The organism is Streptomyces sp. NPDC048269 (assembly GCF_040652395.1).
Taxonomy (GTDB): Bacteria; Actinomycetota; Actinomycetes; order Streptomycetales; family Streptomycetaceae; genus Streptomyces.
On the sequence record NZ_JBEZLW010000044.1, the window covers coordinates 27,414 to 53,978 of the forward strand.

The 26,565-nt window shown below is 70.3% G+C and carries 30 protein-coding genes and 1 pseudogene; 14 read left to right on the top strand and 17 right to left on the bottom strand.

Going from position 1 to position 26,565, the window contains the following annotated elements; all coding sequences use genetic code 11:
- The 5 genes from AB0D48_RS30720 to AB0D48_RS30740 form a co-directional block, all read right to left on the bottom strand.
- A complete protein-coding gene (locus AB0D48_RS30720) occupies positions 1–2,001 on the bottom strand; it encodes a hypothetical protein (RefSeq protein ID WP_362404200.1) in 2,001 nt (666 codons plus the stop codon).
- A gap of 269 nt (positions 2,002–2,270) precedes the next feature.
- Positions 2,271–3,425 carry a hypothetical protein gene (locus AB0D48_RS30725; RefSeq protein WP_362404203.1) on the bottom strand — a complete coding sequence of 385 codons (1,155 nt, stop codon included), beginning with the start codon at positions 3,423–3,425 and terminating at the stop codon, positions 2,271–2,273.
- Between the two features lie 165 nt (positions 3,426–3,590).
- On the bottom strand, positions 3,591–3,761 hold the full coding sequence (locus tag AB0D48_RS30730; RefSeq protein ID WP_362404206.1) for a hypothetical protein: 171 nt from the start codon (positions 3,759–3,761) through the stop codon (positions 3,591–3,593).
- A 278-nt stretch (positions 3,762–4,039) separates the two neighbouring features.
- Positions 4,040–4,261 carry a helix-turn-helix transcriptional regulator gene (locus AB0D48_RS30735; RefSeq protein ID WP_089213797.1) on the bottom strand — a complete coding sequence of 74 codons (222 nt, stop codon included), beginning with the start codon at positions 4,259–4,261 and terminating at the stop codon, positions 4,040–4,042.
- Positions 4,261–4,746, bottom strand: coding sequence for a DUF2975 domain-containing protein (locus tag AB0D48_RS30740; protein WP_362404211.1), 486 nt, complete (start codon positions 4,744–4,746; stop codon positions 4,261–4,263). The genes AB0D48_RS30735 and AB0D48_RS30740 overlap by 1 nt, the downstream gene beginning before the upstream one ends.
- A 96-nt stretch (positions 4,747–4,842) precedes the next feature.
- Between AB0D48_RS30740 and AB0D48_RS30745 the strand changes: the two genes are divergently transcribed.
- Positions 4,843–5,685 carry a serine/threonine protein kinase gene (locus AB0D48_RS30745; RefSeq protein ID WP_362404214.1) on the top strand — a complete coding sequence of 281 codons (843 nt, stop codon included), beginning with the start codon at positions 4,843–4,845 and terminating at the stop codon, positions 5,683–5,685.
- Between the two features lie 147 nt (positions 5,686–5,832).
- On the opposite strand, the gene AB0D48_RS30750 is transcribed toward AB0D48_RS30745, so the two are convergent.
- The 3 genes from AB0D48_RS30750 to AB0D48_RS30760 form a co-directional block, all read right to left on the bottom strand.
- Positions 5,833–6,615, bottom strand: coding sequence for a lysophospholipid acyltransferase family protein (locus AB0D48_RS30750; protein ID WP_362404217.1), 783 nt, complete (start codon positions 6,613–6,615; stop codon positions 5,833–5,835).
- A gap of 165 nt (positions 6,616–6,780) precedes the next feature.
- A complete protein-coding gene (locus tag AB0D48_RS30755) occupies positions 6,781–8,262 on the bottom strand; it encodes a hypothetical protein (protein ID WP_362404220.1) in 1,482 nt (493 codons plus the stop codon).
- Between the two features lie 19 nt (positions 8,263–8,281).
- Positions 8,282–9,733, bottom strand: a complete 1,452-nt coding sequence (locus AB0D48_RS30760) for a hypothetical protein (protein WP_362404223.1) — start codon at positions 9,731–9,733, stop codon at positions 8,282–8,284.
- Between the two features lie 545 nt (positions 9,734–10,278).
- Between AB0D48_RS30760 and AB0D48_RS30765 the strand changes: the two genes are divergently transcribed.
- From AB0D48_RS30765 to AB0D48_RS30780, 4 genes and pseudogenes are all read left to right on the top strand, one after another.
- Positions 10,279–10,572 carry an acylphosphatase gene (locus AB0D48_RS30765; RefSeq protein ID WP_362404226.1) on the top strand — a complete coding sequence of 98 codons (294 nt, stop codon included), beginning with the start codon at positions 10,279–10,281 and terminating at the stop codon, positions 10,570–10,572.
- A gap of 53 nt (positions 10,573–10,625) precedes the next feature.
- Entirely contained in the window at positions 10,626–11,300 is a 675-nt protein-coding gene (locus AB0D48_RS30770) for a M15 family metallopeptidase (protein WP_362404228.1), read from the top strand.
- Positions 11,301–11,518: 218 nt separating this feature from the next.
- Complete coding sequence (locus tag AB0D48_RS30775) at positions 11,519–12,088, top strand: TIGR03086 family metal-binding protein (protein ID WP_362404231.1); 570 nt, start codon at positions 11,519–11,521, stop codon at positions 12,086–12,088.
- 301 nt (positions 12,089–12,389) lie between these two features.
- A pseudogene (locus AB0D48_RS30780) lies at positions 12,390–13,420 on the top strand (aminoacyl--tRNA ligase-related protein).
- 137 nt (positions 13,421–13,557) lie between these two features.
- Here the strand turns inward: AB0D48_RS30780 and AB0D48_RS30785 are convergent.
- From AB0D48_RS30785 to AB0D48_RS30795, 3 genes are all read right to left on the bottom strand, one after another.
- Positions 13,558–14,361: a VOC family protein gene (locus tag AB0D48_RS30785; protein WP_362404284.1), complete on the bottom strand. Its 804-nt coding sequence runs from the start codon at positions 14,359–14,361 to the stop codon at positions 13,558–13,560.
- 105 nt (positions 14,362–14,466) lie between these two features.
- The gene (locus AB0D48_RS30790; RefSeq protein ID WP_362404234.1) at positions 14,467–14,826 is read right to left on the bottom strand and encodes a dihydrofolate reductase family protein; all 360 of its coding nucleotides are present in this window, start codon (positions 14,824–14,826) and stop codon (positions 14,467–14,469) included.
- Positions 14,817–15,050: a hypothetical protein gene (locus AB0D48_RS30795; RefSeq protein WP_362404237.1), complete on the bottom strand. Its 234-nt coding sequence runs from the start codon at positions 15,048–15,050 to the stop codon at positions 14,817–14,819. The genes AB0D48_RS30790 and AB0D48_RS30795 overlap by 10 nt, the downstream gene beginning before the upstream one ends.
- Before the next feature lie 100 nt (positions 15,051–15,150).
- Here AB0D48_RS30795 and AB0D48_RS30800 point away from each other — a divergent pair, with 100 nt between their 5' ends.
- From AB0D48_RS30800 to AB0D48_RS30815, 4 genes are all read left to right on the top strand, one after another.
- Positions 15,151–15,792 (top strand): TetR/AcrR family transcriptional regulator, encoded by a 642-nt coding sequence (locus AB0D48_RS30800; RefSeq protein ID WP_362404240.1) that lies wholly within the window; start codon positions 15,151–15,153, stop codon positions 15,790–15,792.
- Positions 15,793–16,089: 297 nt separating this feature from the next.
- The gene (locus AB0D48_RS30805; protein WP_362404243.1) at positions 16,090–16,299 is read left to right on the top strand and encodes a hypothetical protein; all 210 of its coding nucleotides are present in this window, start codon (positions 16,090–16,092) and stop codon (positions 16,297–16,299) included.
- A complete protein-coding gene (locus AB0D48_RS30810; protein WP_362404246.1) occupies positions 16,299–16,547 on the top strand; it encodes a hypothetical protein in 249 nt (82 codons plus the stop codon). The genes AB0D48_RS30805 and AB0D48_RS30810 overlap by 1 nt, the downstream gene beginning before the upstream one ends.
- Before the next feature lie 428 nt (positions 16,548–16,975).
- Positions 16,976–17,494, top strand: coding sequence for a GNAT family N-acetyltransferase (locus AB0D48_RS30815; protein WP_362404249.1), 519 nt, complete (start codon positions 16,976–16,978; stop codon positions 17,492–17,494).
- 304 nt (positions 17,495–17,798) lie between these two features.
- Here the strand turns inward: AB0D48_RS30815 and AB0D48_RS30820 are convergent, their stop codons facing one another.
- On the bottom strand, positions 17,799–18,176 hold the full coding sequence (locus tag AB0D48_RS30820) for a peptidase inhibitor family I36 protein (RefSeq protein WP_362404252.1): 378 nt from the start codon (positions 18,174–18,176) through the stop codon (positions 17,799–17,801).
- A gap of 39 nt (positions 18,177–18,215) precedes the next feature.
- Entirely contained in the window at positions 18,216–18,725 is a 510-nt protein-coding gene (locus AB0D48_RS30825; protein ID WP_362404254.1) for a hypothetical protein, read from the bottom strand.
- A gap of 109 nt (positions 18,726–18,834) precedes the next feature.
- Here AB0D48_RS30825 and AB0D48_RS30830 point away from each other — a divergent pair, with 109 nt between their 5' ends.
- Positions 18,835–18,996 carry a hypothetical protein gene (locus tag AB0D48_RS30830; protein WP_362404257.1) on the top strand — a complete coding sequence of 54 codons (162 nt, stop codon included), beginning with the start codon at positions 18,835–18,837 and terminating at the stop codon, positions 18,994–18,996.
- Positions 18,997–19,136: 140 nt separating this feature from the next.
- Here AB0D48_RS30830 and AB0D48_RS30835 read toward each other — a convergent pair whose 3' ends face one another.
- The 4 genes from AB0D48_RS30835 to AB0D48_RS30850 all read right to left on the bottom strand — a co-directional run bounded on the left by AB0D48_RS30835 (position 19,137) and on the right by AB0D48_RS30850 (position 22,284).
- A complete protein-coding gene (locus AB0D48_RS30835; protein ID WP_362404261.1) occupies positions 19,137–19,520 on the bottom strand; it encodes a VOC family protein in 384 nt (127 codons plus the stop codon).
- 92 nt (positions 19,521–19,612) lie between these two features.
- The gene (locus tag AB0D48_RS30840; protein ID WP_362404264.1) at positions 19,613–20,062 is read right to left on the bottom strand and encodes a hypothetical protein; all 450 of its coding nucleotides are present in this window, start codon (positions 20,060–20,062) and stop codon (positions 19,613–19,615) included.
- 72 nt (positions 20,063–20,134) lie between these two features.
- A complete protein-coding gene (locus AB0D48_RS30845; RefSeq protein WP_362404267.1) occupies positions 20,135–21,418 on the bottom strand; it encodes a hypothetical protein in 1,284 nt (427 codons plus the stop codon).
- 299 nt (positions 21,419–21,717) lie between these two features.
- Positions 21,718–22,284 (bottom strand): CAP domain-containing protein, encoded by a 567-nt coding sequence (locus tag AB0D48_RS30850; RefSeq protein ID WP_362404270.1) that lies wholly within the window; start codon positions 22,282–22,284, stop codon positions 21,718–21,720.
- Between the two features lie 955 nt (positions 22,285–23,239).
- Here AB0D48_RS30850 and AB0D48_RS30855 point away from each other — a divergent pair.
- From AB0D48_RS30855 to AB0D48_RS30870, 4 genes are all read left to right on the top strand, one after another.
- Complete coding sequence (locus AB0D48_RS30855; protein WP_362404273.1) at positions 23,240–23,695, top strand: transglycosylase SLT domain-containing protein; 456 nt, start codon at positions 23,240–23,242, stop codon at positions 23,693–23,695.
- A 633-nt stretch (positions 23,696–24,328) separates the two neighbouring features.
- Entirely contained in the window at positions 24,329–24,763 is a 435-nt protein-coding gene (locus AB0D48_RS30860; protein WP_362404276.1) for a ribosome-inactivating family protein, read from the top strand.
- Between the two features lie 141 nt (positions 24,764–24,904).
- Positions 24,905–25,729, top strand: a complete 825-nt coding sequence (locus tag AB0D48_RS30865) for a hypothetical protein (protein ID WP_362404287.1) — start codon at positions 24,905–24,907, stop codon at positions 25,727–25,729.
- Positions 25,726–26,451 carry a class F sortase gene (locus tag AB0D48_RS30870; protein WP_362404279.1) on the top strand — a complete coding sequence of 242 codons (726 nt, stop codon included), beginning with the start codon at positions 25,726–25,728 and terminating at the stop codon, positions 26,449–26,451. The genes AB0D48_RS30865 and AB0D48_RS30870 overlap by 4 nt, the downstream gene beginning before the upstream one ends.
- The last annotated feature ends 114 nt before the right edge of the window (positions 26,452–26,565 follow it).

Sequence of the window (26,565 nt, forward strand, 5' to 3'; positions counted from 1 at the left end):
TCAGCCCTCCCAGCCGGCGGTCTGGGGACCGCGCCAGTGACGGTACCGCTCCGCCTCGTTGAACAGGGCCACGATGTCGTTCCTCCGCAGTTGGGACAGCTGGGTGTAGCCGTCGGCGATCATGTCGTTGAGCCGCATGGCGGGATCCGCGAGCGGATCGCTCCACACCCAGCGGGTGGTCACCAGGGTGTGGATCACGGACTCGGTGTCCATCACGCGTCCGGGGCGGCGCGGGACGAGTCCGGCGAGGAGTTCCAGCGGTCCTCCGTCGGCGGGGAGGCGGTTCGGAGCGACGGTGATCGCCTCGAACTCGGAGATCCACTGCGCGGCCGGTACGGCGGTGAAGCGCCGTGTCAGGTGGGCGGTGACCTCCTCGGTCCGCCCGAGGGCGAGCTGGTGGTACATCTCCTGCACCGGCTTGCCCTCGCCGCGGTAGTACTCCGCGAGGAGTTCGTGCACGGCGTCCCACCCGTCGGGGCGTGCCGCCAGCCGCCACAGGAGCAGCCGGCGCAGCCACGGGTGGAGTACGGGGACGACGGCGACGGGTCCGGTCAGCAGCCAGCGGGAGCGGATGTCGCCGAACAGGGAGTCGTCGGGGCTGAGCAGCCGCGTGGCGACGGAGAAGTCCCGGGCGGCGGCGCACTCGGCGAGGGCGGTGCGCTGGGTCCCGTCGAAGTCGCGCAGGAGGTGGCCGAGGGCGGCGTCGGCAAGGGTGGCGGAGTCCTCCCCGGTGCGCAGCGGCCGGTCGGGCAGGGTGCGCAGCCAGCGGTCCTGCTGGGGGCCGGAGTCCGGGGGCGGCCCGGCCTGGCGAAGTACGTCGAGCACCTGGTGCACGGCGCGCGGCAGTCCTCCGGTGAGCCGGTGCACGAAGGGGGTGAGGCGGGTCAGCGGGGCCAGGTCACTGTTCCCGCCGAGCTGGAGCTCTATCCGGATCCGCACCTCGTCCAGGTTGAGGTCGCGCAGCCGTAACGGGTACCACCAGGTGTCCTCGCTGTCGCGGGTCGGCCGGTGGGCGTTCCAGTCGGCCAGGGAGGCCCGGTCGGGGCCGCGTAACTGCCAGGGCCAGGAGTCCCCGGTGGCCGGGCCCCAGCGGGGCAGCCAGCGGTTGGAGCTGGCGACGACGGTCAGCGGGTCGCTGGCGTGGCCGGCCACGACCGTCTGGTCGTGCCGGGAGCGCAGCAGCAGGTCGAGGAAGCGGCGGCCGTACTCGGTGTGGGAGTTGTCGAGGAGCAGCAGGTAGGAGCGGGGCATGAAGTTGCGGGCGGTGTTGCGCCTGAGGTCCTCCAGGAAAGCCGAGAAGAGGACGAGGTCGAGCCGCTCCTGTTCGTTCTCGTCGCCCTCGTGGCGCCACAGGTTGAGTTCCACGAGGGCTTCCATGGGGTCCGCGCTGCGGGTCATGGGGTGGTGTCCGTACCACTGGGCCCCGGCGGTGAGCCGACTGCCCAGCCTGCCGCCGAACAGGCCGGGCACGGTGCGGCGGCCGCGCCGCAGGGCGTCCTGGAAGAGGGCGAGTGCGGCGGTGGAGGCGCCTTCGGGCATGCCGACCGCCCCCATGCCCACTTCGAAGAAGGCCGCCAGATAGTCGCCGTGCCGGGCCTCGTTCTCCTCCTGGAACCGGTCGAGCTGGCGCTGCACCGCGCGCCGGCCCTCGGCGAGGCTGCGCATGCGCAGTTCCTGGTCGGAGGCGAGCAGGCCGAGGCTGAGCAGGGGGAAGTGGGAGCGGCCGTAGCGGGGCAGTTTGCGTTCGAGCTGGCGTGCCAGAAGTCCGAGGGCGTAGCGCGGCAGCAGGGACTGGGCCCCGCCGAAGTTGACGAAGGCGAAGGGGTAGTCGGGCCCGAAGTGCTCCATGAGCGCGCTGTGCGCCTCGCTGGCTCCGCTGCCCGCCGGGCCGAGGAGCATGGTCAGGGGCCGCTCGGCTGCCGGGTTCTCCTTCAGGCAGGCGTCGACCAGCGACAGGATGCCGCTGCGGCCCCGCAGGCCCATGCCCGTACCCGGCTCCATCACGCGTGATCCCCCCCAGGACGACGTTTCCGAGGAATAGAGACTGCCATCCGGAGCCGGAGTCAGACAGGGGTTTCCCCTCCTTGATTCGTTCCGGTCTCCCTCCGCAGACAACCGGCTCCGCCGTCCGCGGTCGAGGGGGCGGCGGCCGCGGGGGGGTCGGGACGGGGACCCGGGCACCGCCGACGCGGACAGGCTCGCGCCCGGCTCCTCTGCGCACGTCACCTCGCCACGGGCGACGGCACGTCGGCCCCGGTCTGAAAGACCGGTTACACCAGCACCCCGGAGAAAAACATCGCCCCCAAAAAGGCATACTGGATCGTGCAGACCGCCAACACTGATACCTGAATCCATCGGGGCATGCGCCTGACCAGGATGAGCCCGGCAAACATTTGCGCATGATTGCGGTACCACGACATGGCTGCACCAGCGAAGAACGGCAGCAAGAAAATTGCCACCGTCAAGACCAAGGCTGCCCATTCCTCGACGTCGAGCCGACGGTTCCGGAGGAATTGAATTGCGGCCGTCGCCAGTACGAGCAGCACGAAGGCGGTATTCAGCCATAGCTGGGCCCTGTGCGCGGCCAGACTGTGCTCCACCAGCCACGGCAGGTTCCCCTCGGGCGTGTACCAGTCGCTGAAGGGAAAATCGTAGGCCTTCCTCATCTCCTCGAAGGGCTGACGTAGGTCACCTTGTCGGTAACTGGATTTCTGGATGATCTCGTACGCGTCCCAGTGTCCCGTCGCCTGCCACATCAGCCATTTGGCCCAGAGCACGCCGCAGCCGGCGACAGCTGCTGACGACCCGGCCTTCGCGAACCGTATCGGCCACGTGTCCCTCTGCCACGCGAAGAACGCGCTCAACAGCAGCATCCCGACAGCGACAGCGCCGACGGGGTAACAGGAGGCCGCCACGAAACCACCAGCAGCGGCGATTGCCCCGGAGCCGCGCTTCACTCCGGCGATACAGACCAGCAGTCCCAGCGTTCCGGTGGCGATCGGGAACATCGCATGGAGATAGATGCCGCCGGGGAATACCGTACCAATGGCGAGGGTGAGGCCCGTGGCCCATGTGAGCCGGGCGCCGAGCAGCCACCACAACACCGCGAACATGCCGAACAGTGACGCTTCGGTGACGACGACAGCTGATATCTCATAGGAAAGTCCGGTGGCGGAAACCGCCCGGACCGCCATGGGGTACCCGGGAAACCATGCAACGTTTCCGCACATCACGTCGCGAAAGTTCTCGTAGCGATCACGGCACCAGAACATTTCGTAGCCGGTCTCGGCGATGGACAGGTAGTGTCCGGAATCCCAGCGATGGCGGCCGGCGGTGGACCAATAGGCCACCTCGGATCCATCGCCGGCAACGGATCCTCTCGCGACCAGCCAGGTGATGAGGTTGGTGATCAGCCATGCGACCACTGGCGGCAGCAGGCCATGGCGCCCAGCGCGGCGCGCCGGCCGGGTGGGTTCCACCAGTGCGGAGTCAGGCACCAGGCACCGTGCCGCTCACCGGTTGACCAGCGGCGGTGCTCGCCCACCCGGACTCGCCCTCCGTACGGGAGCGCACGGACACGGGGAAACCGATCATCTCCAGCTCCGTGATCGCTCGTCGGTGAGCTCGATGGACCGCGGCGTGTGCGGCCTCGCCCGGGCCGCGTCCGCGACATGAAACGTCGCGGGCTGCGGCCTGCCGACGACCACCGGTACGGTGCCGTGCTTCACGATCAGTTTGGCGAACGCCTCGCGGAGCTGCATCCGGGACTGCTCCTCCGGCCGAGCCGGGGTCCGGTTCGGCCCGTGGCCCTGGCCGCTGTGCGCAGGGTCTTGCCGTCTACCGCCACTGCGTGCAGCTGACCGTAGGCCCCAGCGCGCCGGCCGACCGGCCAGCGGCCCACCGCCCGGTCCCACACGTCGCCGTCGATGCGGCCCAGCAGCGGCCGCGGCGTCGCCTCCGCCGGCAGGCACCGCTTCGGTGACAGCGGACCGGCCGTGTCACGGGCCGGTGGTGCCGGGCGATGTCAGCCCCGGGCGCGTCATCCGCCCGCGGCGTCCTCGCCCTCCCAGCGCAGGAGGTCGCCCGGCTGGCATTTGAGCACCTCGCAGAGCGCGGCGAGCGTCGCGAAGCGCACCGCTTTGGCGCGGCCGTTCTTGAGTACCGCCAGGTTGGCGGGCGTGATCCCCACACGGTCCGCGAGGTCGCCCACGGACATCTTCCGCCTGGCCAGCATCACGTCGATGTCGACGACGATCGGCATCAGATCACCTCGTCCAACTCGGCCTGCATCTGCGCCGCTTCGACGTCGCGCGCGACGGCCTGGGCGAGCAGCATCCGCAGCACGAGCACGATGAGCGCGACCCCCAGGATGGCCAAGCCGACCCCGCCCATGATGACGGTGACGCCCGGGTCGTCCCGCTGGCCCGGCGCGTTGAGCACCGTGACCGTAAACCACAGGAGGGAAGCCGCCACGATCGCGCCGATCACGGCGTCCACGTACCGGAAGGCGGCGTGGGAGAACACGGTTCCGCGTCGCACCATCGCCACCAGCCGCCATACGCTGACCAGGGCGACCTGCGCCGACACCATGCCCAGGATCGTGATCACGCGCAGCGGGGTCAGCGGGAGCGACCCGTCCTCCGGGTCGGTGGCCAACGCCCACACCATCAATGCCTGTACGAACACGGTGCCGGCGAGCACCACCACGAGCACGGCGCGCAGCGCACCCACTGTCAGCTTTCCCACGGTCTGTCCTTCCATCGAGTTGCGATGGAAATCTATCGAATGTCGATAGGTGAAGCAAGGGTGGGGACGGCACGGGTGGGTGGCAGCATTGTTGGCATGACCAGGCATGAGATTCTCGGCGTCACGCACGTTCCCTCCCTTGAGGCCTTTCTTGCGCGGACGGGGACCGTCTTCCGTAGGTTCGATGACCAGGACTCCGGCTGTGTCTCCTACGGGGTGCTCGATGGGGGGCGGCGCTGGTTCGTGAAGAGCGCCGCGACGCCGCTCGGTGTCTCGTCGCTGAACCGGGCGGTCCTCGTCCACAAGACCGTCGTCCACCCCGCGATCGTGCCGCTCCTGCACTCGTTCACGACGGATGAGGGCTTGGCCCTCGTCCATCCGTGGGTCGAAGGGCAGGTGCTCTACCACCCGACGCGATCCCGTCACGGGGGCAGGAGCGCCCCCGACAGCCCCCTGGCACGGTTTCGCAGGCTGCCGGTTCCCACCGTCCTCGCTGCCGTGGACTCGATCCTGCACGCGCACCTGGCTGTCGAACAGGGCGGGCTCGTCGCCGTCGATCTCTACGACGGGTGCATGCTGTACGACTTCGAGAAGCACGAGATGAGGCTGTGCGACCTGGACGAGTACCGCCCGGGCCCGTTCACCCTGGAGGCGGACCGGCTGCCTGGCTCGGCCCGTTTCATGGCTCCCGAGGAGTTCGTGAAGGGTTCACGCATCGACATCCGCACCACCGTATTCACCCTAGGCCGGGCCATGCGGCTGCTCCTCGACTCGGGCGACGAGGAGGAACAGTGGAGAGGAACCTCCGGCCAACTGGCCGTCATCGGCAAAGCCACGGCAGCCGACCCCGAGAGCCGCTATCCGTCCGTGCGCCACCTCGTCGACGCCTGGCAAGCGGCCGCTCGGGAGGGCTTCGACCGTGCCCGCAGCGGCACCTGACAGTTCTCGGTGAGGACCGTGCTCCGCCGTACACCCCCTGACTCGGAGGCGAAGCGGGCGGACGCGGTCGGATTCCACCGAGGGCGGCGACGGCCAAGACCTGTCGCAGGCCAGTCGGCCGGGACGCCGTGCGCCCGCACCGCGGGGTCAGTCGAACAGGTTCTCCCGCTCCGCCAGTTCGCGGTCGATCAGTTCCTGAACGGCAGTTCGCGTGGTTTCGCTGAGCCGCCGGGCGGCGTCCCGGCGGGCGGCCAGGCCCTCGGGCCGGGCCGGCGCCGGGATCGGCTCCCCGATGGTGATCGTCCAATTGGACGGCAGCGGGAACGGCGTGGTGAGCGGGAAGTACGGCATGCCGAGGAGCCGAGCGAGGGTCGGCACCTCACCGAGCTTGGGGCACGCCTCTTCCGCGCCGACGATCCCGACCGGTACCACCGGGGCACCCGAGCGGATGGCAGCGACCGCGAAACCGGGGCTGAAGGACCGCAGCCGGTACCGCTCACTGAACGGCTTCTCCAGACCGGCGATCCCCTCCGGGTACACCCCGACGAGCCGGCCCGCGTTGAGGTGGTCGACCCCGGCCGTCGGACCGATCGGCAGCGCGCCGTTGCGGCGCGCGTGCCGACCCAGGATGGGGGTGCGGAAGACGAACGGGGCCGCGAGGAAGCGGACGCGCCGGTCCAACGCCCTGCCCAGGACCTTGTCCAGTACGAACGCGTCGAGACCCCAGGCGCCGGAGTGATTCACGGCGATCACGGCCGGGCCCTCCGCGGGGATGTTCTCCAGGCCCAGCGCGACCACCCGGAAGTAGTCGTCGACGAGCCAGTCGAGGAGGCGGTCCCACGCCACCCCGCCGGCTTCGCCGAGCAACCGCCCGGCGGAGCGGAGTTCCGCCCCGGTCGCCTTGATCATCTCGGCCACGTTGTCCCTCACGGTCGAACCTCACTCTCACATCGCACGTCATCGACAAGGTGTCGGCGAGACGGTTTCCCGCCGGTTCAACGCCCGTGAGCTCTGTTGATCACGGCCGATCGGGGCGGAACCGCGGGAGGTCGTCCGTTCGAGGGCCGGGGCAGGAGCGGCACCTCCGCACGCAGGTCAGTCCGACAACCGCCTCGCGGCATGCCGTACGTCGGCGGCCGCCCTGGAGCACCGGTCGGCGTGCGCGAGGAGGATCATGCGGAACCGTTCGCCGGCCTCGCTCCCGTTCCAGCCCGTGTCGGCGGCGCAGACCGAGAGGCTCTCGGCGTGCCGGTCCAGCCGGTCCGCGCCGGCCCGCCCCCGCGCCCCGGAGGCGGAGAGCGGTGCGGTCACCGTCGAGCCGACCGCCGGCGGCTCGCCGTGCCCGTCCGGAGTCCCGCCGGGACCCTCGCACGCGGCGAGGGCCACGACCACCGTCCGGGGGTCGAGGGAGTCCGGCAGGCGGTCCCCTGCGAACCGCGGAGCGAGGAGCACGGGGCGCACCTCTGCCGTGATCCCGCGGACGACTTCTTGGCCGACGAGTGCGGCGAACCGTGCGAGAGCACAGCCGGAAGGATTCCCGCACAGCGCCCACGCCGGATCCGTACCCTCGCCCTCCGTGCGCTGCCCCAACAGCCTCGGGACGTACAGGATTTCGTCCCCGGCTCCGATCGCCGGACCGTCGCCGCCGAGCGGCGCGCGCACCGGGTACACCACGGCGGACAGTGCGGGGTAATGGTCCAGGACCCGGTCCACGGCCTCCTCGGCCGACGTCACGGTCCCCGTGGAACCCGTACGCCCACCGGAACCGGCCGCACCTGCCCCGAGCAGGGCCAGGGCCTGGAGCGCCGACGCACCGGTGGCTGCCGACACCATGGCCAGCGCGTGCGCGACGGCCAGGTGCGTCTCCGCGGCGTCCTGGCCCCGGTCCGCCAGCCCATGGGCCAGGGAGCCGGGCTCGGGATCGGCCAGGTACGGAGCCACCCGTCGTCGTACGGCCGCCGCCCGCGCCTCGTACGAACGGCTGCCCGCGGCGCCCGCCGCCGCCGTGACCACCTCGCTCAACAGGGTGTCCTCGGCGGCGCCCGCCCCCAGCACGACGCGCCGGCTCAGCCGCAGCATGCCGTCGCGCCAGTCATCCTGGTCGAGGGTGCCGTCCTCCCTCCGGGCACCGACCACCGGAGCCAGGTACTCGGACACCTGGACGGTCAGCCCGTCGAGTCCGCCCTCCGTCAGCACGTCCCACGCGCCCGCCGGCGCCACGTGCGGCGACAGTCCGTACCGGCGTCCGTCGGCGAGACCGGACGGAGTCCCGAGAGCCCCCGCGCCGTGGGCCCGGGTCAGCAGGCTTTCGGCGTCCGCCCGGGTCAGCGGCACGAGGAAGGTGCCGAAGGGCGTGCGCAGCCGCACCGGGCGCCCGTCCCGGCCGCCCTGCAGATGCGTCATCAGCCGGCGCGTCAGCCCTTCGCGGGTCAGCGCGTCCAGGCCGAGCGCGCGCGCCGGCAGGTCCGCCCACGGCATGCGCGGGGCCACCAGTGCGGCGCTGAACAGCAGGTTCTCCATGGGCCAGGCCGTCTCGGGCCGCGACACCGTCGTGGTCTTGCCATCGGCACGGGTCATCGGTCGGTCTCCCTCGTGGTCACTTGTCGCGGAGCATGTACGGCTGGTTCCCGACGACTTCACCGTCGTAGGCCCTGATCAGTTCGTTCACCCGGTCCCGGTGGTGCGCCATCTCCCCGCGCAGGGTGCCGGAGTAGGCCTGCGGCGCGTGCGAGAGGGGGTAGTCGTAGGACTCGTCCAGCCAGGTCAGTTCGACCCAGCCGGCGGGGATGTCGTGGGGGGAGGCGGGCCCGCGCCCGTCGAGCATGGGGATCACGTCGTGCTTGTTGACGAGACTGATCACCTGGGTGGTGTGGTCGGCCGGGCGCTTGTTGTCGATGGGGGAGCCGACCGTGACCACGTGCGTGATCCGGTAGGTGGATGCCAGCTCCACGTCCATCGCCAGGTTCATGGCCGTCAGCCCGCCCAGGCTGTGTCCGACGAGCATCAGCTCCGACCCGGCCGGCAACCCCGCCCGCCGAAGCAGCTTCTGCGCGGCGCGCGTGTAGGTCGTGTCGGAGCGCAGGCTCCCGTCGAAGGCGCCGACCAGGTCCTGCGGGGTGCTGTTGCTCGGCAGCCCGAAGCTCGTACCGGGCAGCAGCAGTACGTGCCTGACGTGGCCGTCGGCGCACTCGACGCGCCGCAGCAGCGCCAGCCCGTGGTTGCCGAGCGCGCCGATGTCGTTGATGTAGCTGACGATGTCGTTGCGGGACGTCCTCAGGACCTTCGCCAGGATGGAGTCCGGCTCGATCCGCTCCGCGCGTCCGGGACCGGGATTGAGGTACCGGAGCACCGAACTCGGCAGCCCGAAGAAGGGATCCGTGGCCGGCACCCCGCCGGCGAGCGTCACCCAGGAGAAGCTGTCGTTGACCGGATTCTCGTCGAGCAGCCCCAGCAACGCCAGCAGCTCCATGATCACGGGGCTGACGGTCGTCAGGGCCCGGGTCACACCCAGCCGCTCGACCAGTGCGTGCAGCGCCCGCAGCGCTTCCCACCGGTTTCCCTCCACCATGGCGTCGGTGAGCCGCCTCGCCAGTGCCGAGTCGAGGTTCGGGTGCTCGACCGCCGCCGCCTCGATCCTCAGCGCGAAGGCGTCCACGGCCATGGCCACGGCGGCCGGGCGGCGGTAGGTCACGCTCCCCGCCATTCGGGCCAGTTCCCCGACGAATCCGCCGTTCGGCCCGAACCCGAGCCCCGAAGGGCTGGTCAGCGCCTTGGCACAGGACACCGCCGTGCCGAGCGCCCACCCGGGACGGCGCAGTGCGGCCAGTCCGAACCGCCAACTGCTCAGCGCTCCGGTCAGTTCCGCACCGGCCCGCTTCGCGGTAAGGGCCGCGTCCGCCAGCAGCACGGACGCGGCGATCAGCAGCTCCGCGTCGGGCCGCCCCACCGCCGGCCCGGCGGCCCGGGGGAGGGCGCCGAGCGTGTCGACGGGCGGTTTGGTCTGTCCCGGAATCGGCTGGGTTGCTTCATCGACCGCATGAGGCGTCACGGTCCTCCCTCTCATCGCTGTGCGGTTTCACCGCGCTGCCCCCTTTTCCGCCAGGATGGTGGCATCGAAAGCAGCGCACTTCGCGCACACCGGCGGTGGTCGGCAGGCCGCGATCCGGTCCCGGACCGCCGCCGCCCCCCGGCCGGAGGGCTTCGGGGCCCGATTCCAGGGACGGTGAGGCGGGCACGGCAGCGCGGTGCAGCCTGACGGGATTCACCGGCCCCGAGGATGAGTAGCGGATCACGACGTTGACGCGCGCCGGCCTCGGCCCCCGCGACTGGTCCAGACGGCCCTGCCCGCAAGGCGACCGTCACAGCCGTCTCGCCGACCATCCTCGTGGAACCGGTTGCGGTCGGCCGAGCGCACCGTGGCGCGTCTGAGCACCTTCTCCTTCGGCGTCTCGGGCACGGCGAGACCAGACATCAGGAGCAGATGGCCTTGCGCGCCACGTCGAGGATCTTCGCTGCGGACCCCGTCCCTGCCGGAGCCGACACGGCGGGACCAGCCACTCCGTACTGGGGCAGACCCGGCCTTATGGTCGGAGCATGGTACGCAAGCGTGTGATCGTGTCGGGGGCCGTGCAAGGGGTGTTCTTCCGGGACACCTGCCGCCGTGAGGCGCTTGCGCAGGGGGTGTCGGGCTGGGTACGGAATCTGCCCGACGGCGATGTCGAGGCGCTGTTCGAAGGAGCCGAGGGCGCCGTCGCGGCGATGGTGCGATGGGCGCGTACGGGACCGGCGGCGGCCGAGGTGCGGGCTGTCGAGGTCCGCGAGGAGACACCCGCGCCGGTGGAACTGCTCGGTTTCGAGGTACGCCCCACTCCGCGGGACTCGGGCTGAGCCCGCTCCGTGTGAGGTGCGGCGAGGCCTGGCGGGCCCCGTACCGTGATGAGGTGCGCCTTGTCTCCACTGCCGTCGCGGCGGTCGCCGTGCTGTGTACCGCCACCCTCGCCTGCACGGCCGTCCCTTCGCACCCGCTCGCCGCCCGTGTCCAGGCCCACGCTGCGCTGGCCGCCGAGGTGGACAGGGTTCCGGCCGCAGCGCTGGGCGCCACGTACGGGCCGGGCTGTCCGGTCGGCCCCGACCGTCTGCGGCTGATCCGGATGAACCACTGGGGCTTCGACGGCAAGGTCCACCGGGGTGAACTCGTCGTCCACGAACGGTCGGTCCGCCCCCTCCTGTACGTCTTCGGCAAGGCGTTCGAGGCGAGGTTCCCCATCCGTCGCATGCGGTCGGCCGCGGTCTACGGCGGTGACGATGCCCGTGCGATGGCAGACGACAACACCTCCGCCTTCAACTGCCGGCAGGTCACCGCCGATCCCAGCCGCCTTTCCCGGCACGCCCACGGGGAGGCAGTGGACGTCAACCCGGTGGAGAACCCGTACGTGGACCGCCAAGGCACCGCCCGCCCGCCCGCCGGCCGCCGGTATCTGCGGCGCGACCGCCTCACCCCGGGCATGATCCGCCCCGGCGACGTCATCACCCGGGCCTTCGAGAAGGTGGGCTGGCACTGGGGTGGCGGCTGGGCCAACCCCGACTACCAGCACTTCTCGGCAAACGGCGGCTGACCTCCGCGCGTCATGCGGTTGCGGCTGGTGACCTGGTTCCTATCCGGCACGCCCGCAAGTGCGCCGGGCTGGTCGCCGCCGACTTCGGTGGGCAGGGGAGGCACTGTGAGGTGCCGCTCATCGGCGCCGAGCGATCCCGCGATCCCGGTTCGACAGGGCCACACCGCATCGGCACAAACCCGTGGGCAGCTCGGCAGATGGCGGCATAGTCTCCCTGGATGACCACCGTTGCTGTTGAAGATCTCGCACGCGCGTCCAAAGCCGTCGCCGACCTGATCGCCGAGATCCGGTTCGAGCAATGGAAGGCTCCGACGCCGTGTACGGAATGGAACGTGCGCGAGGTGGTCAACCACCTGGTCGGCATGGACCTGGTGTTCGCAGCCATGATCGAGGGCGGCCCGATGCCCGAGCGCGGAGCAGACAGCCTCGGCGACGACCCGGTCGGCGCCTACCGGTCCTCCAGCGCAGCGCTGCAGGCCGCCTTCTCCCGTCCCGGGGTACTCGAGCAGAGCTATCGCGGAGCCTTGGGGAGCGCCACGGGCGCCGAGCGCCTGCAGATCCGTCTGTACGATCTGCTCGCTCACGGATGGGACCTCGCCCAGGCCACCGGAATTCCTGCCCGGCTGCCCGAAGACCTTGCCGAGCAGGCCCTGACGTTCGTTCAGGTCCAGTTCTCCACTCAGTCCCGAACGGGACGGTTCGCCGAGCCGCAACCCGTCGAGGAGACCGCTCCGGCCATCGACCGGCTTGCCGGGTTTCTGGGCCGGCCGCTCCCACCGAGGCTGTGAGACCGGTGCCGGGGACGCGAGCCCGCCCCGGGACTGAGGGGCCGGAGGTCTCAGGGAGTCGCCGATCGCGAGGCGAACGTCGTGGGTGCGCGGACGGAGGCGGTCCCGGACTCGGTGGGAGGAATGGCCGTGTGGACACCGCGCCTGCCTGCTAACGTTTTCGGCATGAAGCGCGCTGCCATGACGACGACGCCGGAGAGTGTCCCGGCGCGCTGACAGATGTCTCAGTCCGAAGCCCCGGGGCGAGTGCCCCGGGGCTTCGGCTTGCGGTCACTCGCCCGATGTCCGTGAGGAGACCGCCATGCATGACCATCGCAAGCTCGGCCGTACTGGGCCTGTTCGACACCGACCCGCTGATCGGTGCGGGCCTGCCGTACTGGCTGCCCGACGGCGCGACCGTACGGCACACCCTGGAGGAGTACATCCGCGCCGCCGAGCGGCGAGCGGGGTACCGGCACGTCTACTCACCGGTGCTCGGCAAGCGGGAGCTGTACGAGATTTCGGGGCAGTGGGCGCACTACATGGCCATCCAGCTCAATGACGCGCACATCTTCTGCACCCTGGACCAGGTCGCCGACGAGGCGCGGGCAGCGCTGGAGCTGATCCGCCAGGCGTACGAGGCGCTCGGTATCACCCCGACCCGCTACCGGCTCTCCCTCCCGGGCCTCCGGTGGCAAGTACGTTGCCGCACCCGAGAAGTGGCAACGGTCCACCGCCCTGCTGACCGACGTCCTCGACCGCTCCGGACTGCCCTACGAGGCGGCCGAAGGTGAGGCCGCGTTCTACGGCCCCAAGATCGACGTCCAGGTCACCGACGGCGCCGGCCGGGAGTCCACCCCGTCCACCGTCCAGGTCGACTTCCACCAGCCCGAGCAGTTCGACCTGCATTACATCGGTGCGGACGGCGCCAAACATCGGCCGGTCGTGGTCCACCGCAGCATCATCGGCAGTGTGGAGCGAGCCGTTGCCCATCTCATCGAACAGCACGGCGGCGCCTTCCCCGCCTGGCTCGCTCCCACTCAGCTGGTGATCCTTCCGGTCTCCGACACCGAACTGCCGAACGCCGCAGCCCTCGCTCGGCGATGCGCCGGCCTCGGACTGCGTGCCGAGATCGCGGGACCGGAACGCGGCAGTCTGGGCGCCCGCATCCGGGAGGCCCGCCTGGTTCCCTACCAAGCCGTCATCGGCGCCAAGGAGGCCGCCGGCGATCAGGTCGCGCTGCGTCTGCGCGACGGACGCCGACTCGACCCGCGGCCGGTCAGTGACGTAATCACCCGCATCAGCGCTCTCGTCGATGCCCACCGCACCGACCTGTGGGTCGACGCGGCCTGATAGCGGGCGGGGCGATCAGCGCCTGCTAACAGCCCGGGGCACGGCCCGGCCCGCTCCGGACCGTGCCCCGGGGGGCACGGTCCGGTCCCGGCCGCCTGAGGATTTGCGAGGGGCGGGACGGGGCCTGAGGCAGGCCGTCATTGGGCCCAGGGCAGGATGCGGGTGCCCTCGGTGCCGGGCACGGAGGCCACGCCGTCCGAGCGCATGGAGACGTGGGCTTCGGCTGCCTGCGGGGCGTGGACCTGGCGGAGCACGTCCGGCGGGAGGACGAAGGTCTGCCCGGCCGTGATCTTCTCGGTGCGGCCTCCGCAAGTGACCTGAAGGGCTCCGGTGGTCACCGTCCAGACCTGTTCGCGGCTGATGAAGTGCTCGGGGCCGGTCTGGCCGGCCTCCATCGCGACGGTCCAGGTGCTGAGCTCGGCGCTGCCCCGGCTGGGGGCGGCCAGGGCGGTCATGGTGGCGTTCGGGGAAGCGGTGACGTTCTCAGGGGCGGGGGTGATCACGTGCATGGTCGGCTCCTCGGCCGCCGGGGTCTGCGCGGGCCCGTCGGGGGTGGCCCACTCGACGAACTGGACGACGACTCCGTTCGGGTCGGTCAGCTGGAACAGCCGCTCGCCCCAGGGCTCTTCGCGCAGCGGCATGGTGATCGGAGCGCCGGCTTCGCGCAGGCGCCGCTCCTCGGCGTCGAGGCCGGTGACGGTGAGAGCGAGGATCAGACCGCCCGCCTGGCGGTCGCGCTGCTCGGGTGGGAGCACCTCGGTTCCACGGCGGAGCAGCACGATGTCGGGGGCGGCGTCACCGCGCGTCAAGGACGCGAAGCCGTCGGCGGCCATGGCGACCTGGTAGCCGAGGTGGGTGCAGAAGAACTCGCGTGAGGCGTCCACGTCGGCGACGGTGAGGGACAGGGTGGAGGTGGTGACGTTCAGGGCATCTCCTGGCAGGTTCGGGCATGGCGGAAAAGGGCGTTGTGGGACGGGCGTGGCGGGTTCGTCCGGCGTGGCGGGTGCGGGCGGTGAACGTGTGCGCGGGCGCCGAGCGGTGCTGCTCTAATCGGAGGCCTTCGTGTAGGTGACGATGAGGTTGCCGCCCTCGAACACGTGGCTGTCCGCGAGCCGGAAGGCGCGCGGCGAGAAGTCGGCGCGGAAGAGCGGGATGCCGGTGCCGGCCACGAGCGGGTACTGCTTGACGATCAGCTCGTCGATCTCGGGGAGCAGTTGGCCCGCCAGGTCGGCGCCGCCGCAGAGCCAGATCCCGAGCCCGTCCTCCTGCTTGAGCTTGCGCATCAGGGTGGCCGGGTCCTCCGCCGTGACCTCCACAGCCGGGTCCGGGCTGGTCGTGAGCGAGCGGGAGAGCACGATCTGCCGCAGGTGGGCGTAGGGGCTGGTGAGGCCGCCGCTCAGACCCACGGCGTTGTGCCGCGGCCCATGAGCACCGTGTCGAAACGGGTGTTGGGTGCGTCCGCAACGCCGAGGGCGGCGCGGCCCGGCGTGGGGAGGGTATCCGCGTACTCGCCGATCAAGTGCGGGAGGTAGTCCTCGGTGAGGCACGGGTCGAAGAAGTCGAAATCGCCGTCGGGAGCGGCGATGAACCCGTCGATGGTGGTGCCGACGTAGTAGGTGAGCTTGCGCATGCAGATCCGTTCACTCGGACGAATTTTGCGACAGACGTAACTTTCGCAGAGAGCTTCGGATCGGTCAAGCGTAATTTTGCTACGAGGGTAAGATGTCTTCATGCGTATCGAACTGGGGCTCCGTGAGTCCAAGAAGCGGGAGACCCGGCAGCTGATCTCCGACTGCGCGACCAAGCTCTTCATGGAGCAGGGCTTCGAGCAGACCACCATCGCCGAGATCGCCGCCGCCGCCCGCGTGGCCAAGAAGACGGTGACCAACTACTTCCCCCGCAAGGAAGACCTGGCCCTCGACCATCACGAGGCGTTCACCGAAGGCCTGGCCCGGACCGTTGCCGAGCGCGGACCCGGCGAAGACCCGCTCACCGCTCTGGGACGGACGTTCCGCACCGCCCTGCTGGAGCACAACCCCGTCGTCGGCTTCACCGGCCCCTCGTTCGCCCGCATGGTCGCCGACAGCCCCACCCTCACCGCCCGGCTGCGCGAACTGCACGATCAGCGGGAGGAAGCACTCGCCGCAGCGCTGACCTCCACCGCCACGGATCCCGAACCGGCCATCGCGCCCCGGGCCGCCGCCGCCCTGATCGCCGCAGCGGACCGTCTGCTGTTCCGGCGGATCCAGGAACTCACCCTGGCCGGCCGCACCGACGACCAGATCGAGGCCACACTGATTCCGGAAGCCGACCACCTCCGCACCCTCCTCGCCGCCGCCCTCGGCAACCACCCCACCACCGTGACCCCGTGACCTGGCCGCACGCCCTGCAAGTGGGCAGGGGAGGGGCGGGCCGTACGGCAATTCGTGGCACGCACAGAGAACCGGGACTGCCCAGGCGTGCCGTGGTTCGGGCAGGGACGCGGTAGCGGAGCCCCGTAGCCGGCAACACCCGTGGGGGCCTGCAACAGCCCCTGCCCCGGCGCCCATTGCGCGCCCGCGGCTGCGTGCGCCGGGCTTCGCCGGTCCGGGTCGGGGACGGCCGATCGGTCCCGGGCGGGAGGGTTCCTGCGCTAGCCTCGGGGCAGCACCTAATTCCGGGAGGGCCCGATGCGGATCGTCTTCGACGAGTCGGAGCAGGACGCGCTGCGCGCAGACGCGCGGGACCTGGTGGCCGATGATCCGCAGATCGCGTACGTGCTCGAGCGCCTGGCCGGCGAGGGCATCGATCTGGACCGGATCACCCCGTGGGAGGACCTGCGGGAGAACCTCGGGCAACCCCCGCTGGACGACAGCCCTTCCACCGCACACGTCGCCTGATGGGCAAGCACGGCCCGCGACGTGCGCGCGTCGTCTTCTACGACGTGGCGCAGGAGCAGATCGAGCGCATGTCCGAGGTGGAGCGCGCGCGGCTCGATCCGGTGCTCGTCGCCGTCTCCCGGAACCCGGAGATCGGCGTGCTGTCGAAGCACGGGTCTGTCCGCGAACACCGCGAGGCCGGGGTCCGCGTCCTGTACGTGCCCACGGCTCTGGGCACACTGATCCTCGTCGCGTACGCCGAGGCCTGACAGCCGCTGGTACGGCGTGCAGCCGCCGTCCGTTCGCCACTCACACTCACCCACACCCACTCCGGCCCTACCGGGTTGAGGTCGCCCGATCAGACGTGGACTCTCCGCCCGGAAGCTCCGCCGGGAGCGTCCCACGCCTCGCACGAGCGTGACCGCCCCCGGCAGCCGGCTCAGTCCATCTGGAGCTGCAGACGGAAGGCCGGGCAGGCGTCGGGATCGAAGTCGGCGTAGACGAAGATCCGCTTGGCGTCGCCCCGCGTCCTCGCGGACATCCTCCGCGGTCCCGCGGCGCGGGCGCTGCCGACACCAAGGCCCGCCCACCGCCGACCTGGACACCCTGTGCACGATCAGTGCGCGCGTGCAGAGGTCGAAGCAGCGTGGTGGGTAAAGCAGTTCTTGCTGACACGCCTGGGCCTTACGGTGGCGTGATGTTGCAGGTGCGGGAGATGCGTGAAGCTGATATCGAGGCTGTCTCGGCGATCCGGGTGCGGGGCTGGCAGTCCGCCTATGCCGGGGTCGTTCCACAGACGTACCTGGATGCGATGACGATCGAGGGCGATGCGGAACGACGGAGGCAGTGGTTCTCCGCGCCGCCTCGTCAGTCGACGGACCTCGTCGCCCTCACCTCGGGCGATCTCGTGGGATGGATCAGCTTCGGTCCGTACCGGGGCCAGGTACCCGGTGCTGGACGAGCAGGTGAAATCTACGCCTTCTACGTTCGTCCCGACCTCATCGGGCAGGGCGTCGGCCGTACTCTCCTCAGCGAGGTTCACTCGCGCATGGAGGAGCAGCGGTTCCAGACCTTGGTCCTGTGGGTTCTCGGTGACAACCAGCAGGCCCGTCGTTTCTACGAGCGCGCTGGTTACCAGCCCGACGGCGGCTCTCAAGACGACGTCTACGGCGACACCACACTCACCGAGCTCCGTTACCAGCGTGCGCTCGGGTAGGGACACGCCGCTCTTCGGCCAGTCGACCGGAGGCCCCTCCTCCTGGGCTCGATCAGCCTGCCCTCGAACAGGCGACGGGCGAAGTGATCTCCGCCGCCCCGGTGGCGCCGCTGGCCGCCCTGCGCAGCATCGAGGAGTCGCGCGCGGGCCGCGTTGGAGGACCTGGACTACGCGCTGGGCGTGTTGCAGAGGCCCGGCAGCGTGTCCGCTGCGCTGCCGAGCCTGCGGGTACGGGGCAGCGCGGACGGCAGCACGAGCCCGGGCCCACGCGCGGACCGGGCTCCGCGGCGGACACGTGCTTGGCTCAGCAGCTCATCGCCCACGTGTGGGAGTCGCCGTTGTCGTTCGCTGCCCCGTCGTGGCCGACTTCCTGGCCCGGGGACAGGCAGATGGTCATGTGCCCGCCCTGATGTGCCCTTGAGTACACCTTGACGTGGTCCTTGACGCCCGGACCTGAGATGCCGTGATTCGCCCAGGAGGAGTCCTCGTCGGCGATCCAGCTCTCCCACCAGCCGTCATCACCTGACCAGTTGGCGCGCTGCCCGTCGAAGTTGGCGTGCTCCCACGCGCAGAAATGCCCGCTCGGGCAGTCGGCTGCGCCGACTGGTGTGGAGAGCGTCAGTGCTCCCGTCAAGGCGAGGAGCGCCGTGGCGGCGGACGTGATGATTCGATGCATGGTCATCTGGTGTCGGCCCTTTCGGTTCGGCCTGCTTGGGATCGGTCACCGGGTCGGTCCTCCGCCCGGGGCTTCCAGGAGCCCGGTGGCCCCTGCAAGGTTCTGCGCACGACGCAAGGCGACCGAGCGCAGCTGCTCGTAGGTACGCAATTGGCCGCGTCGCTCGGCGCGTACCTCCGCCAGCAGGGCCGGCTCCAGGCGGGCCTCGATCTCGGCCAGGCCGCTCTCGCGGCGACAACGATCGGCGACGGCCCGGTCCTGCTTCTGCGGACGGCTGCCGGACGGTCGCCCGGTGCAGTGGGTCCAGCGCGCCATTGCGGCCCGGTGGTCCCGATCGGTCGTCATCCGGGACTGGGCTTCCGCACGCAGGTTGTTGACGATCACCTCGGCCTGGAACCAGGTCTTCTGATCTCCGTACAGGGCGCGCTGCGCGCTGGCGAGGCAGCCGTCCGTGTTGGCGGTGACGGTGTACCCGGTGGGGAACTCGAGCGACAGCTCACGGGGGTCGGTGCCGAACAAGGCGGCCTGCAGCCGCTTGTCCTCGGGGGACTCCAAGCGTGCCCGTGCGGTCGGCAGGGTCAGGCCATTCCCTGCGAGGCAGCGTGTGACGAGGGCTCGCTGCGCGGTCTTGATGAGGTCAGTCCGGGCCTGTTCGCCTGCTGGGATGGCAGGGGGTGCGGTCGGAGACCCGGCGCAGCCCATCAGCAGCAGAGCCGCGGCTGCGGTCCAGACGGCGCGGATCAGCCACATGGCGCAGCTGACATGGCAGTCCACCGTTTCGCTCGCGCTGCCGCCGGGACGCCCGAACCCCGTGCTGCGCCGGTGATCATCTTCCTCACCGCTGGTGAACGATTGCCATGACCGAAGGTCACCCCCCGACCGCGATGGCCGAGCGTGGATGAACGGCAACCCCACCCCGGCCGAGGAGTCGCCCCTCCGCTGGACCTTGCGCGATGTGGCGGGACGTCAGATGGGCTTCAGCTGAGTGCGCAGGAGACAGAACTCGTTGCCCTCGGGGTCGACCAGGACGTGCCAGCTCTCTTCTCCGGTCTGGCCGATGTCGACGGGCACGGCGCCCACTGAGAGCAACCTGGCCAGCTCGGCGTCCTGGTCGCGGTCGGTGGCGTTGACATCGATGTGCAGCGGGAGCTTCCCGCGCCGGGGGTCGCGGCCCGCGTTGAAGACGAGAGTTGGCTGCGCTCCGCCGAATCCGACGCCGGGCGGGCCGATTTCGATGCTGCCGTCACTTTCTCGAGCCAGCTCGACGTAACCGAGGACATCGCACCAAAATGCGGCCAGACGGCCAGGGTCATCCGCGTCGATGACGAGTTCGCTGATTCGGCATGCCATACAGCGATGATAGGTGCGACGGCCCGGCCCCGGCCCTATCGCCGGCGGCGCGGGCCGTGTCCGTCAGGGTTACGCCGCCCCACTCGCTGCACTCAGCGCCAGATCGTCTGGACGGAATCGAACTGGACCCAGGTGATCGGGTTTCCGCCGTTGCCGCCGTAGATGGTCACGGACCCGGCGGTGTTGACCTCGAAACGGCAGGCATTGATGCCCTGGCTGTTGTTGCGCGGGGCAGTGGCACGGACCAGGGCGGTGGGACGAAGCCCGGCCGGCAGGGTGGCGACCTTCGTGTCGGCGGCGAGGCTGCAGGTCACCGATCCGCGCGCCTGGAGGAAGACCGTACCGGCGATGGTGATCAGCCGGACCTGCGGAGTCGCTCCCGTCTGGGCGGTGACACCCGGTTCGAGGAGGAGGTCGGTCCACGGCTGTGCCTCGACACCACCCGCGGCGACGGCGGGGGTGGCGGCCACCAGGTTCGTCGTGGCCAGCGTGGCGGGCAGGGCGAGCGCGGCACCGAGGATACGGCGGCGGTTGTGGGACATGGGGGGATGGTCTCCTTGGCCTTGGCGGAAAGGGGTTGGCGACGGGGATGGGGAAGGGGGACGAGGCGGACGTCAGCGCCAGACCACGCTGAAGTTGTCCAACTGGGCCCAAGTCACGGGGTTCGTGGAGCGCCCGCCGTAGAGCCAGAGCTCCCGCACGGAGTCCGCCTCCACCCGGGCGGCGCACACGCCACCGCTGTTGTTGCGCGGCACACTGCCCCGGACCGCCATGCTCGGCGCCAGCGCGTCGGGCAGCGTACCGATCCGGGTGTCCGCCTCGAAGGTCCCCTTCACCCCGCCACTGAGCTGCAGCACCGTCGTCCCCGCGACGCTGATGAGCCGCCCCTGCGGAGCCCGGACGTCGGCGGACACGCCGCTGGCCAGCGGGATCGGCTGCCAATCGGCCAGCACCTTCACCCCGTCGACCTCCGGCGCCCCGGACAGCGACAGAATGGTGCAGGTCCGCGGGCCGGGCTCCTCGCCGGCGAAGCCGAAGTGCACAAGCTGCACCCCGTTCTGCACCGATACGGCCATTCCCTCGGGTTCGCGCAGCTCCAGGCCGGGAGCGGCGGAGACGAACTGCTGGTCCAGGATGGCGCCAGTGGCCAAGTCCACGGCGGTCAGGTACGTGTTGCCGGGCGGCTTGACCTCGTCCGAGTAGCCCTGGCCGGCCAGCATGTACAGCACGCCGCCGAGGGAGGCGTACCCCTGGAAGACCCCCTTCGCGTCCGGCTGGGTGATCCGGGTCAGCGGCGTCCAGTCACCGGCCCTGGCCTTGTCCAGGTCGTAGGCCTCGAACATCATGGTGCCGCTCTTGAAGCGGACGATCACCCGGTTCGTCGTGGGGTCGATGGTGCAGGTCACGTTGGTGGCACCGACCACCGGCCGGTACGGCACGGCGAGTGGTGAGGAACCGGAGTCGATGACCGCGCCGTTGCGGAACTCGAAGTGGGTGACGGCAGTGCCGTAGCCCTCCTTCTCCTCTTCCGGCACGTTGCTGCCCATGGGGATGGACGCCGTCTCCGTCCACAACCGCGACACACCGTTGTGGTGCTCGACGCCCATGGACACGCCGTGGCCGAAGCCCCGCAGGTACATGTGCCCCGTGATGGTGCCCGCCTGGCTGAGCCGGGTCACGGTCAGGTCGCCGGCGTACGCCCGCTGCCTGCCGGTCTTGGGGCCCGACTCGCCCGGGAGGGTGAGGCTGCCCTCGACGACCTGCAGGACGAAGACCTCGCTGGTGACGGGGTCGATGCCGAAGGACTGCATCACCGTGGTGTTCTGCAGCCGCCGTCGGTGGAGCAGCTTGCCCACCGGACCCGATATGTCGATCTGCCCCTCGACGGTGATGCTCAACTGCGCCTCCTGCCCGGTCCGCACGCTCGTCCTGCTCAGCCAGCGCGTCGCCGTGCTGACCGGGGCCAGTCTCGCATCCGGGTCCGGCGAGGGGTGCGGCGGCATCTGTGGACTTCTCCGGGCCCTCCGCTCGACGTTGGCGCGCGAGCATGCGATTGACCGGGTTCGGCAGTGACCGAACGACGCGCACTCACGGGTGGTGCAGCCGAACTGCTCCTCCGCCTGCCCGCGGTCCGCGCCGGGGCTCGTCGCTACCGGGCGTTGGGAGAGCAGAGGACCGGGTCACAGGTCCTACCGGTTCACTGCTGGCAGCGTCCGAAGGTCACGACGTAGGTTCCGGCCTGGCTCGCGCCGGCCCCCGCAGGGTCCGCCGCACCCGGCTGGGCCCAGGCGCCGATCTCCCGCATCGACGGGTCGAGGATGATCTGGCGGTGGCCCCATGTGCTGACGTTCATCCACCAGTTGACCGCGGCCTTCGGGGTCCCCGAGCCGCCCCAGCCGGTGTACGTGATCTCGGCGACGGCCCATGACCTGGGGTTCGGGCAGTAGCCCGCCGCCTTGATCCGGCTTTCCGGTGTCGAACCGGTCTGCGGGTTGCGGTGCGAATCCTTGCCCGGTCCCCACCACTTCAGCTGCACGGCGGCGGCGGAGTGCTGCTGCGCCGCAGTTGTCAGTGCCTGGTTCGTGGTGAGGGCAGACAACCCCCTCTGCGTGCGCTGGGCGTTGATGAGGCAGACCACCGCATTCCGCACGGCGCTGTCGTTGCTGCTGCTCGGGGCACGGGCAGCGGCCGCGGCGTCGCACGCGACGGCCGTCGCCGGTGCTGCGGATACGGGTACCAGCGCGGCCGACAGGACTCCGGCCACAGCGAGACTCCGTGCCGTTCTCGTGAACGAAGCGTGCCTGCTCAAGGAGGTCCACCTCCTGCGACGAACAGTGGTTTCCAGCGGTGGAGGCGCCACGCGCGCCAGGGGCGGCACGTGGCATGGCCCGCTCCCGCTGCTACGACTTCTCCTTCAGGCTGCCACCGGGCGCGCCGACTCGCCATCCAGGGTTCCGGGCGGGCGTACCGGCTGGTCCCGGACCGTGGCGAACGCCTCGTCGAGTCGGCGTACTTCCGGACGGCTGCGCCGTTCGGCGACCCGGAGGGCCGGGTCCTTGCCGGGCACCGAACCACCCGAGCGCCTCGTCCGCTCACTTCTCCAGCCCCGCACGAGCGTGGACGCGGAGCGCTCGCGGGGCCGAATACCCACCTGGCCTGAACGTCCCCCGGCACCCTTGGACCGCGGTGACCGGGCCCGCGCCCCGTAAGGGCTCGCCCTGCCCCCGGCCGCGCACACCATTCCTCGGGCTGCCGCCCAGGCCGCTCGCCGACCGGCTGGCGGCGGGCCAAGGGGGCCGGGCGCCACATGGCTGACAGGTGCTGGAGCCGGCCACGCGAAAGGCAGCCTTCGACCCGCCTGTTTCCTTCGATTCCTGCCTCGTTCCGGTATCCGGCCGGGCTTCTCGAAGGGGTACAAGCAGTGACATTCGGTGAAATTCGGGCGCTTCTGGGGTGACCCGCCCCATAGGGCCCACATCACATACGAGCCGGGCTAGTAGTCCCTACAGGCCCGGTATCGCATCCTCGGACGGGCTCTCACCTGCACGGATTCCGCCGGGCCCCGCACGGGGCCATGAGTCCCCTACTGCGAGGGTTCCTAGTAGAAGGGGTCGTTGCCAGGGCCCCGGGGCGTCTGTAGAACTGGATGAGTCGCCGGGCGGCACGGGTGCTTCACCCGCCGCCGACGAACCCCTCTCCATCGCGTGAGTGGCTCACGCATGTCTTCGGCATGCCTGCGACCGCCCTTGTCCCCTTCGGAAGGTCAATCCGTGTCCAACTCCGTCATCCGCCGCATCGCCGCTTCCAAGAAGACCCTCACCGGTACCGTCCTCGCCCTCGGTGTCGCCGGTTCCATGCTCGCCACGGTTCCCGCCCAGGCGGCCCCGACGAGCGCCAAGGCGATCGCCCAGCAGATGATCAAGGACCCGGCGCAGTTCGCGGCCTTCAACAACATCGTTTCCCGCGAGAGCGGCTGGAACCACACGGCCACGAACGCTTCCTCGGGCGCGTACGGCCTGGTCCAGGCCCTGCCGGCCTCGAAGATGGCCTCCGCCGGCGCGGACTGGAAGACCAACCCGGCCACCCAGATCAAGTGGGGCCTGGACTACATGAACGAGCGCTACGGCAGCCCCGTCGGCGCCTGGAACTTCTGGCAGGCCCACCACTGGTACTAAGCCACCAGCGGGTAGCAGACGCACGAAAACGCTCGGCCGGGACTTTCCGGCCGGGCGTCTTTGCGTATGCGGCTCCCTCACACGGCTGCGCCTGGACGTGGCCACGGAATCGGTGGGCAGCGGGCGGCGGCTTCCCCCGCTCAGCTTTCGTTCACGACCCATTGCGTCCCGCCAGCAGGGTCGGGTCACGTCCCGGACACTCGTGTCACCGGTAGCCGTCCAGGCGCAGCCCACCGGGATCACGCGCTGATTTCTTAGCATCAGAGGCCAACTATTCGCCCGGTTGCCGCCAGGGCGACTACAAAGGACGGGACCGAACGGGACCGAACCGAAACCGGACGACGGGGATGATGCCACCCGTCGACGATCGGGATGATGTCGAAGGCGGTGGATGTGCGTGCGTGAGTGCAGCAGGACCGAACCGATTGCGGTCGGATTACCTCCGTGGAGTCCGAGTTCCGGCTCCTTCACCTGATGCGGGTAGCCATGCTGAAACCCGTGTCGTTTTCTTCGGCGGACGCATCGGTGGACGAGTACCGGCTCCTGACATCAACCATCCGGTCGAGAGCGGATGAGGCTCAGGGCCGTTTCAGCAGGGCCGGGCGCAGGGAGGGAGGAACACCTTGCCTCCCGGTGCGCATCCAGCAGCGGGGCTTGTTCATCGAGCTCTACATCGAGCTCAGCTCACCGAACGCGGGCCTTCGCATTGTCGGGTTCCGCAACACCTTCGAGAACGGGCAGGCCCCGCCGGAGGCGTACGTCCGCCATGTGCGGGACTCCGTCGCGCCACCGGGAATCCGCCGAACGCAAGCCCTGCCGTTCGGCGGAGGCCGCTCCGACTTGGAGACGGCCGCCGAGGTGCGGCGTTCGGGGATATCTCTGGGGCGCCGCCCCCTGGGCAACGCGGTCATCCGGCTGCATCGGAACCGCGATCCGAAGTGCACCGCACACGGCATTCTCGTGCTCTCGGAAATGCTCTGCGAGGCTGCCCAATTCCCCGTCCTGGCCGATGCGATGTCCCGCATCTGGATGACCGGCGGGCGACTGTCGGCCGCGGCAGTCGCCTGAAGATTCTTCATAGGCACTCACCCAAGGGCGTTGGGGCATCGAAGCAGGAGCGAGACCTCTCTCCAGGAGCTCATTTCAGCCCCCGTACGATCTGCGATTCCCGTCCTGGGGATCCACGGAACAGGAGCGAATGTGAAGAATGTGATAGCCAGGCGCACCGGTCGCCTCGTGATATTTGCCGCCGTACCCGCCGCCGTGTTCCTGACCCTGGGCCTTTCCGGACCAGCTCTCGCGGAGGGCGGGAAGGCGTACCAGATCGATCTGGCACAGCTGAACGAATCCGGCTCCAGCGGTACGGTCATGCTCAGCCTCAAAGGCAACCAACTCACCGTGCAAATCGAGTCCGAGGGCATGGTGCCCGGACAGCCGTCGGCCCAGCATCTGCACGGCTCGACGAAGGGGCACGACTTCCACTGCCCGGACGCCACCGACGACACCGACGGCGACGGGGTCCTCAGCAACACCGAGGCCACGCATGACTACGGCGACATCAACATCTCACTCACCACGGCCGGGGACACCAAAGCCACCAGCGGGCTCGCCGTGGAGCGCATGCCCGTCGCTGACAAGCAGGGCAAGGTCTCCTACAAGCGGACGATCGCCGTCGGCCAGGACGTGGTCGACCACATCAAGGACCTGCACGTCGTGCAGCACGGCATCGACCGCAACAAGAACGACAAGTACGACTTCGAGGGCGCCGGCAAGAGCGAGCTCGACCCGAAGCTGCCCCAGGAGGCCACGGCTCCGACCAACTGCGGGGAGGTCAAGGGCGCGGCCGTGGGGTCCATTCCGGTCGGCGGCATCGAGACCGGAGGCGGTTCTCCGCAGCGCGCGGCGGTGCCCGTGACGGTGCGCGACGGTGCGGCGATCACCGTACTCGCGGCGGTGGCCGGTGCGGTGGCAGTCGCGCGGAAGCGGGCCGCTGCCGTCCCCGTACGCGGGGAGATCGCCGGGGGCGGCGCGTGAAGTGGGCCCCCGCGCTCTGCGCACCCCCCGCATCCACCACACGGCCCCGCCTCAGGCGGACCGCAGGCCCCCTGGCGGCCGCCGCCCTCGCCGGGCTGCTCCTCGCGGGGTGCGGCGGCCAGAACGCGGTGAAGCCCCCCGCCCCGGAGGGGCAAGCCCTCCAAGGCGGGGCACCGGCCGCCGCCGACGCCGCTCCCACCGGGAAGGCACCCGCAGACGGATCGCAGAACGGTACGGGCACGGGTGCGGGCCGGGCCGAGCCCGCCCTCGCCCGGTCGGAGCCGCAGAAGATCACGATCCCCTCCCTCGGCCTGTCCAGCTCCCTGGAGACGCTGCGGCAGAACGCGGACGGCACCATGCAGACCCCGAAGGACCCCGCGCTCGCGGGATGGTACGAGCCGGGGCCGACCCCCGGCTCCCAGGGACCGGCCGTGATCGCCGGGCATGTCACGTGGAACGGAGCATCCGCCGTGTTCGAGAAGCTGAAGACGATGAAGGCCGGTGACACCATCAAGGTGACGAGGCGGGACAACAAGACGGTCACGTTCACGGTGGACCGGGTCGCCGAGTACCCGAAGGCCGAATTCCCCACGCTGGAGGTCTACAAGAACCTCGACCACGCGGGCCTTCGCCTGGTCACTTGCGGCGGCGACTTCGACCCGAAGAAGCACTACTACGACAGCAACGTGGTGGTGTTCGCCCGCATGACGGGAGCCGCGTAGCCAGGCCGGCGGGGCCGGTGACCGCCCGGAGCGGCTCGGCGTGGGCCGGGCGGAGGCGGCGAGCATCCGCGACCGGGTCGCCCCACTCATGACCGCCTACAACGCCCTGCACTG

Bases quoted from the DNA above. Each gene is read 5' to 3' on its own strand.
- AB0D48_RS30755 (WP_362404220.1), bottom strand. From the start codon at position 8,262: ATGACCCGTGCCGATGGCAAGACCACGACGGTGTCGCGGCCCGAGACG.
- AB0D48_RS30745 (WP_362404214.1), top strand. From the start codon at position 4,843: ATGACCAGGCATGAGATTCTCGGCGTCACGCACGTTCCCTCCCTTGAG.
- AB0D48_RS30835 (WP_362404261.1), bottom strand. From the start codon at position 19,520: ATGGCATGCCGAATCAGCGAACTCGTCATCGACGCGGATGACCCTGGC.
- AB0D48_RS30720 (WP_362404200.1), bottom strand. From the start codon at position 2,001: ATGGAGCCGGGTACGGGCATGGGCCTGCGGGGCCGCAGCGGCATCCTG.
- AB0D48_RS30800 (WP_362404240.1), top strand. From the start codon at position 15,151: ATGCGTATCGAACTGGGGCTCCGTGAGTCCAAGAAGCGGGAGACCCGG.
- AB0D48_RS30735 (WP_089213797.1), bottom strand. From the start codon at position 4,261: ATGCCGATCGTCGTCGACATCGACGTGATGCTGGCCAGGCGGAAGATG.
- AB0D48_RS30820 (WP_362404252.1), bottom strand. From the start codon at position 18,176: ATGACCATGCATCGAATCATCACGTCCGCCGCCACGGCGCTCCTCGCC.
- AB0D48_RS30855 (WP_362404273.1), top strand. From the start codon at position 23,240: ATGTCTTCGGCATGCCTGCGACCGCCCTTGTCCCCTTCGGAAGGTCAA.
- AB0D48_RS30805 (WP_362404243.1), top strand. From the start codon at position 16,090: ATGCGGATCGTCTTCGACGAGTCGGAGCAGGACGCGCTGCGCGCAGAC.
- AB0D48_RS30730 (WP_362404206.1), bottom strand. From the start codon at position 3,761: ATGCAGCTCCGCGAGGCGTTCGCCAAACTGATCGTGAAGCACGGCACC.
- AB0D48_RS30840 (WP_362404264.1), bottom strand. From the start codon at position 20,062: ATGTCCCACAACCGCCGCCGTATCCTCGGTGCCGCGCTCGCCCTGCCC.
- AB0D48_RS30765 (WP_362404226.1), top strand. From the start codon at position 10,279: ATGGTACGCAAGCGTGTGATCGTGTCGGGGGCCGTGCAAGGGGTGTTC.
- AB0D48_RS30810 (WP_362404246.1), top strand. From the start codon at position 16,299: ATGGGCAAGCACGGCCCGCGACGTGCGCGCGTCGTCTTCTACGACGTG.
- AB0D48_RS30795 (WP_362404237.1), bottom strand. From the start codon at position 15,050: ATGCGCAAGCTCACCTACTACGTCGGCACCACCATCGACGGGTTCATC.
- AB0D48_RS30815 (WP_362404249.1), top strand. From the start codon at position 16,976: ATGTTGCAGGTGCGGGAGATGCGTGAAGCTGATATCGAGGCTGTCTCG.
- AB0D48_RS30775 (WP_362404231.1), top strand. From the start codon at position 11,519: ATGACCACCGTTGCTGTTGAAGATCTCGCACGCGCGTCCAAAGCCGTC.
- AB0D48_RS30830 (WP_362404257.1), top strand. From the start codon at position 18,835: ATGGCAGGGGGTGCGGTCGGAGACCCGGCGCAGCCCATCAGCAGCAGA.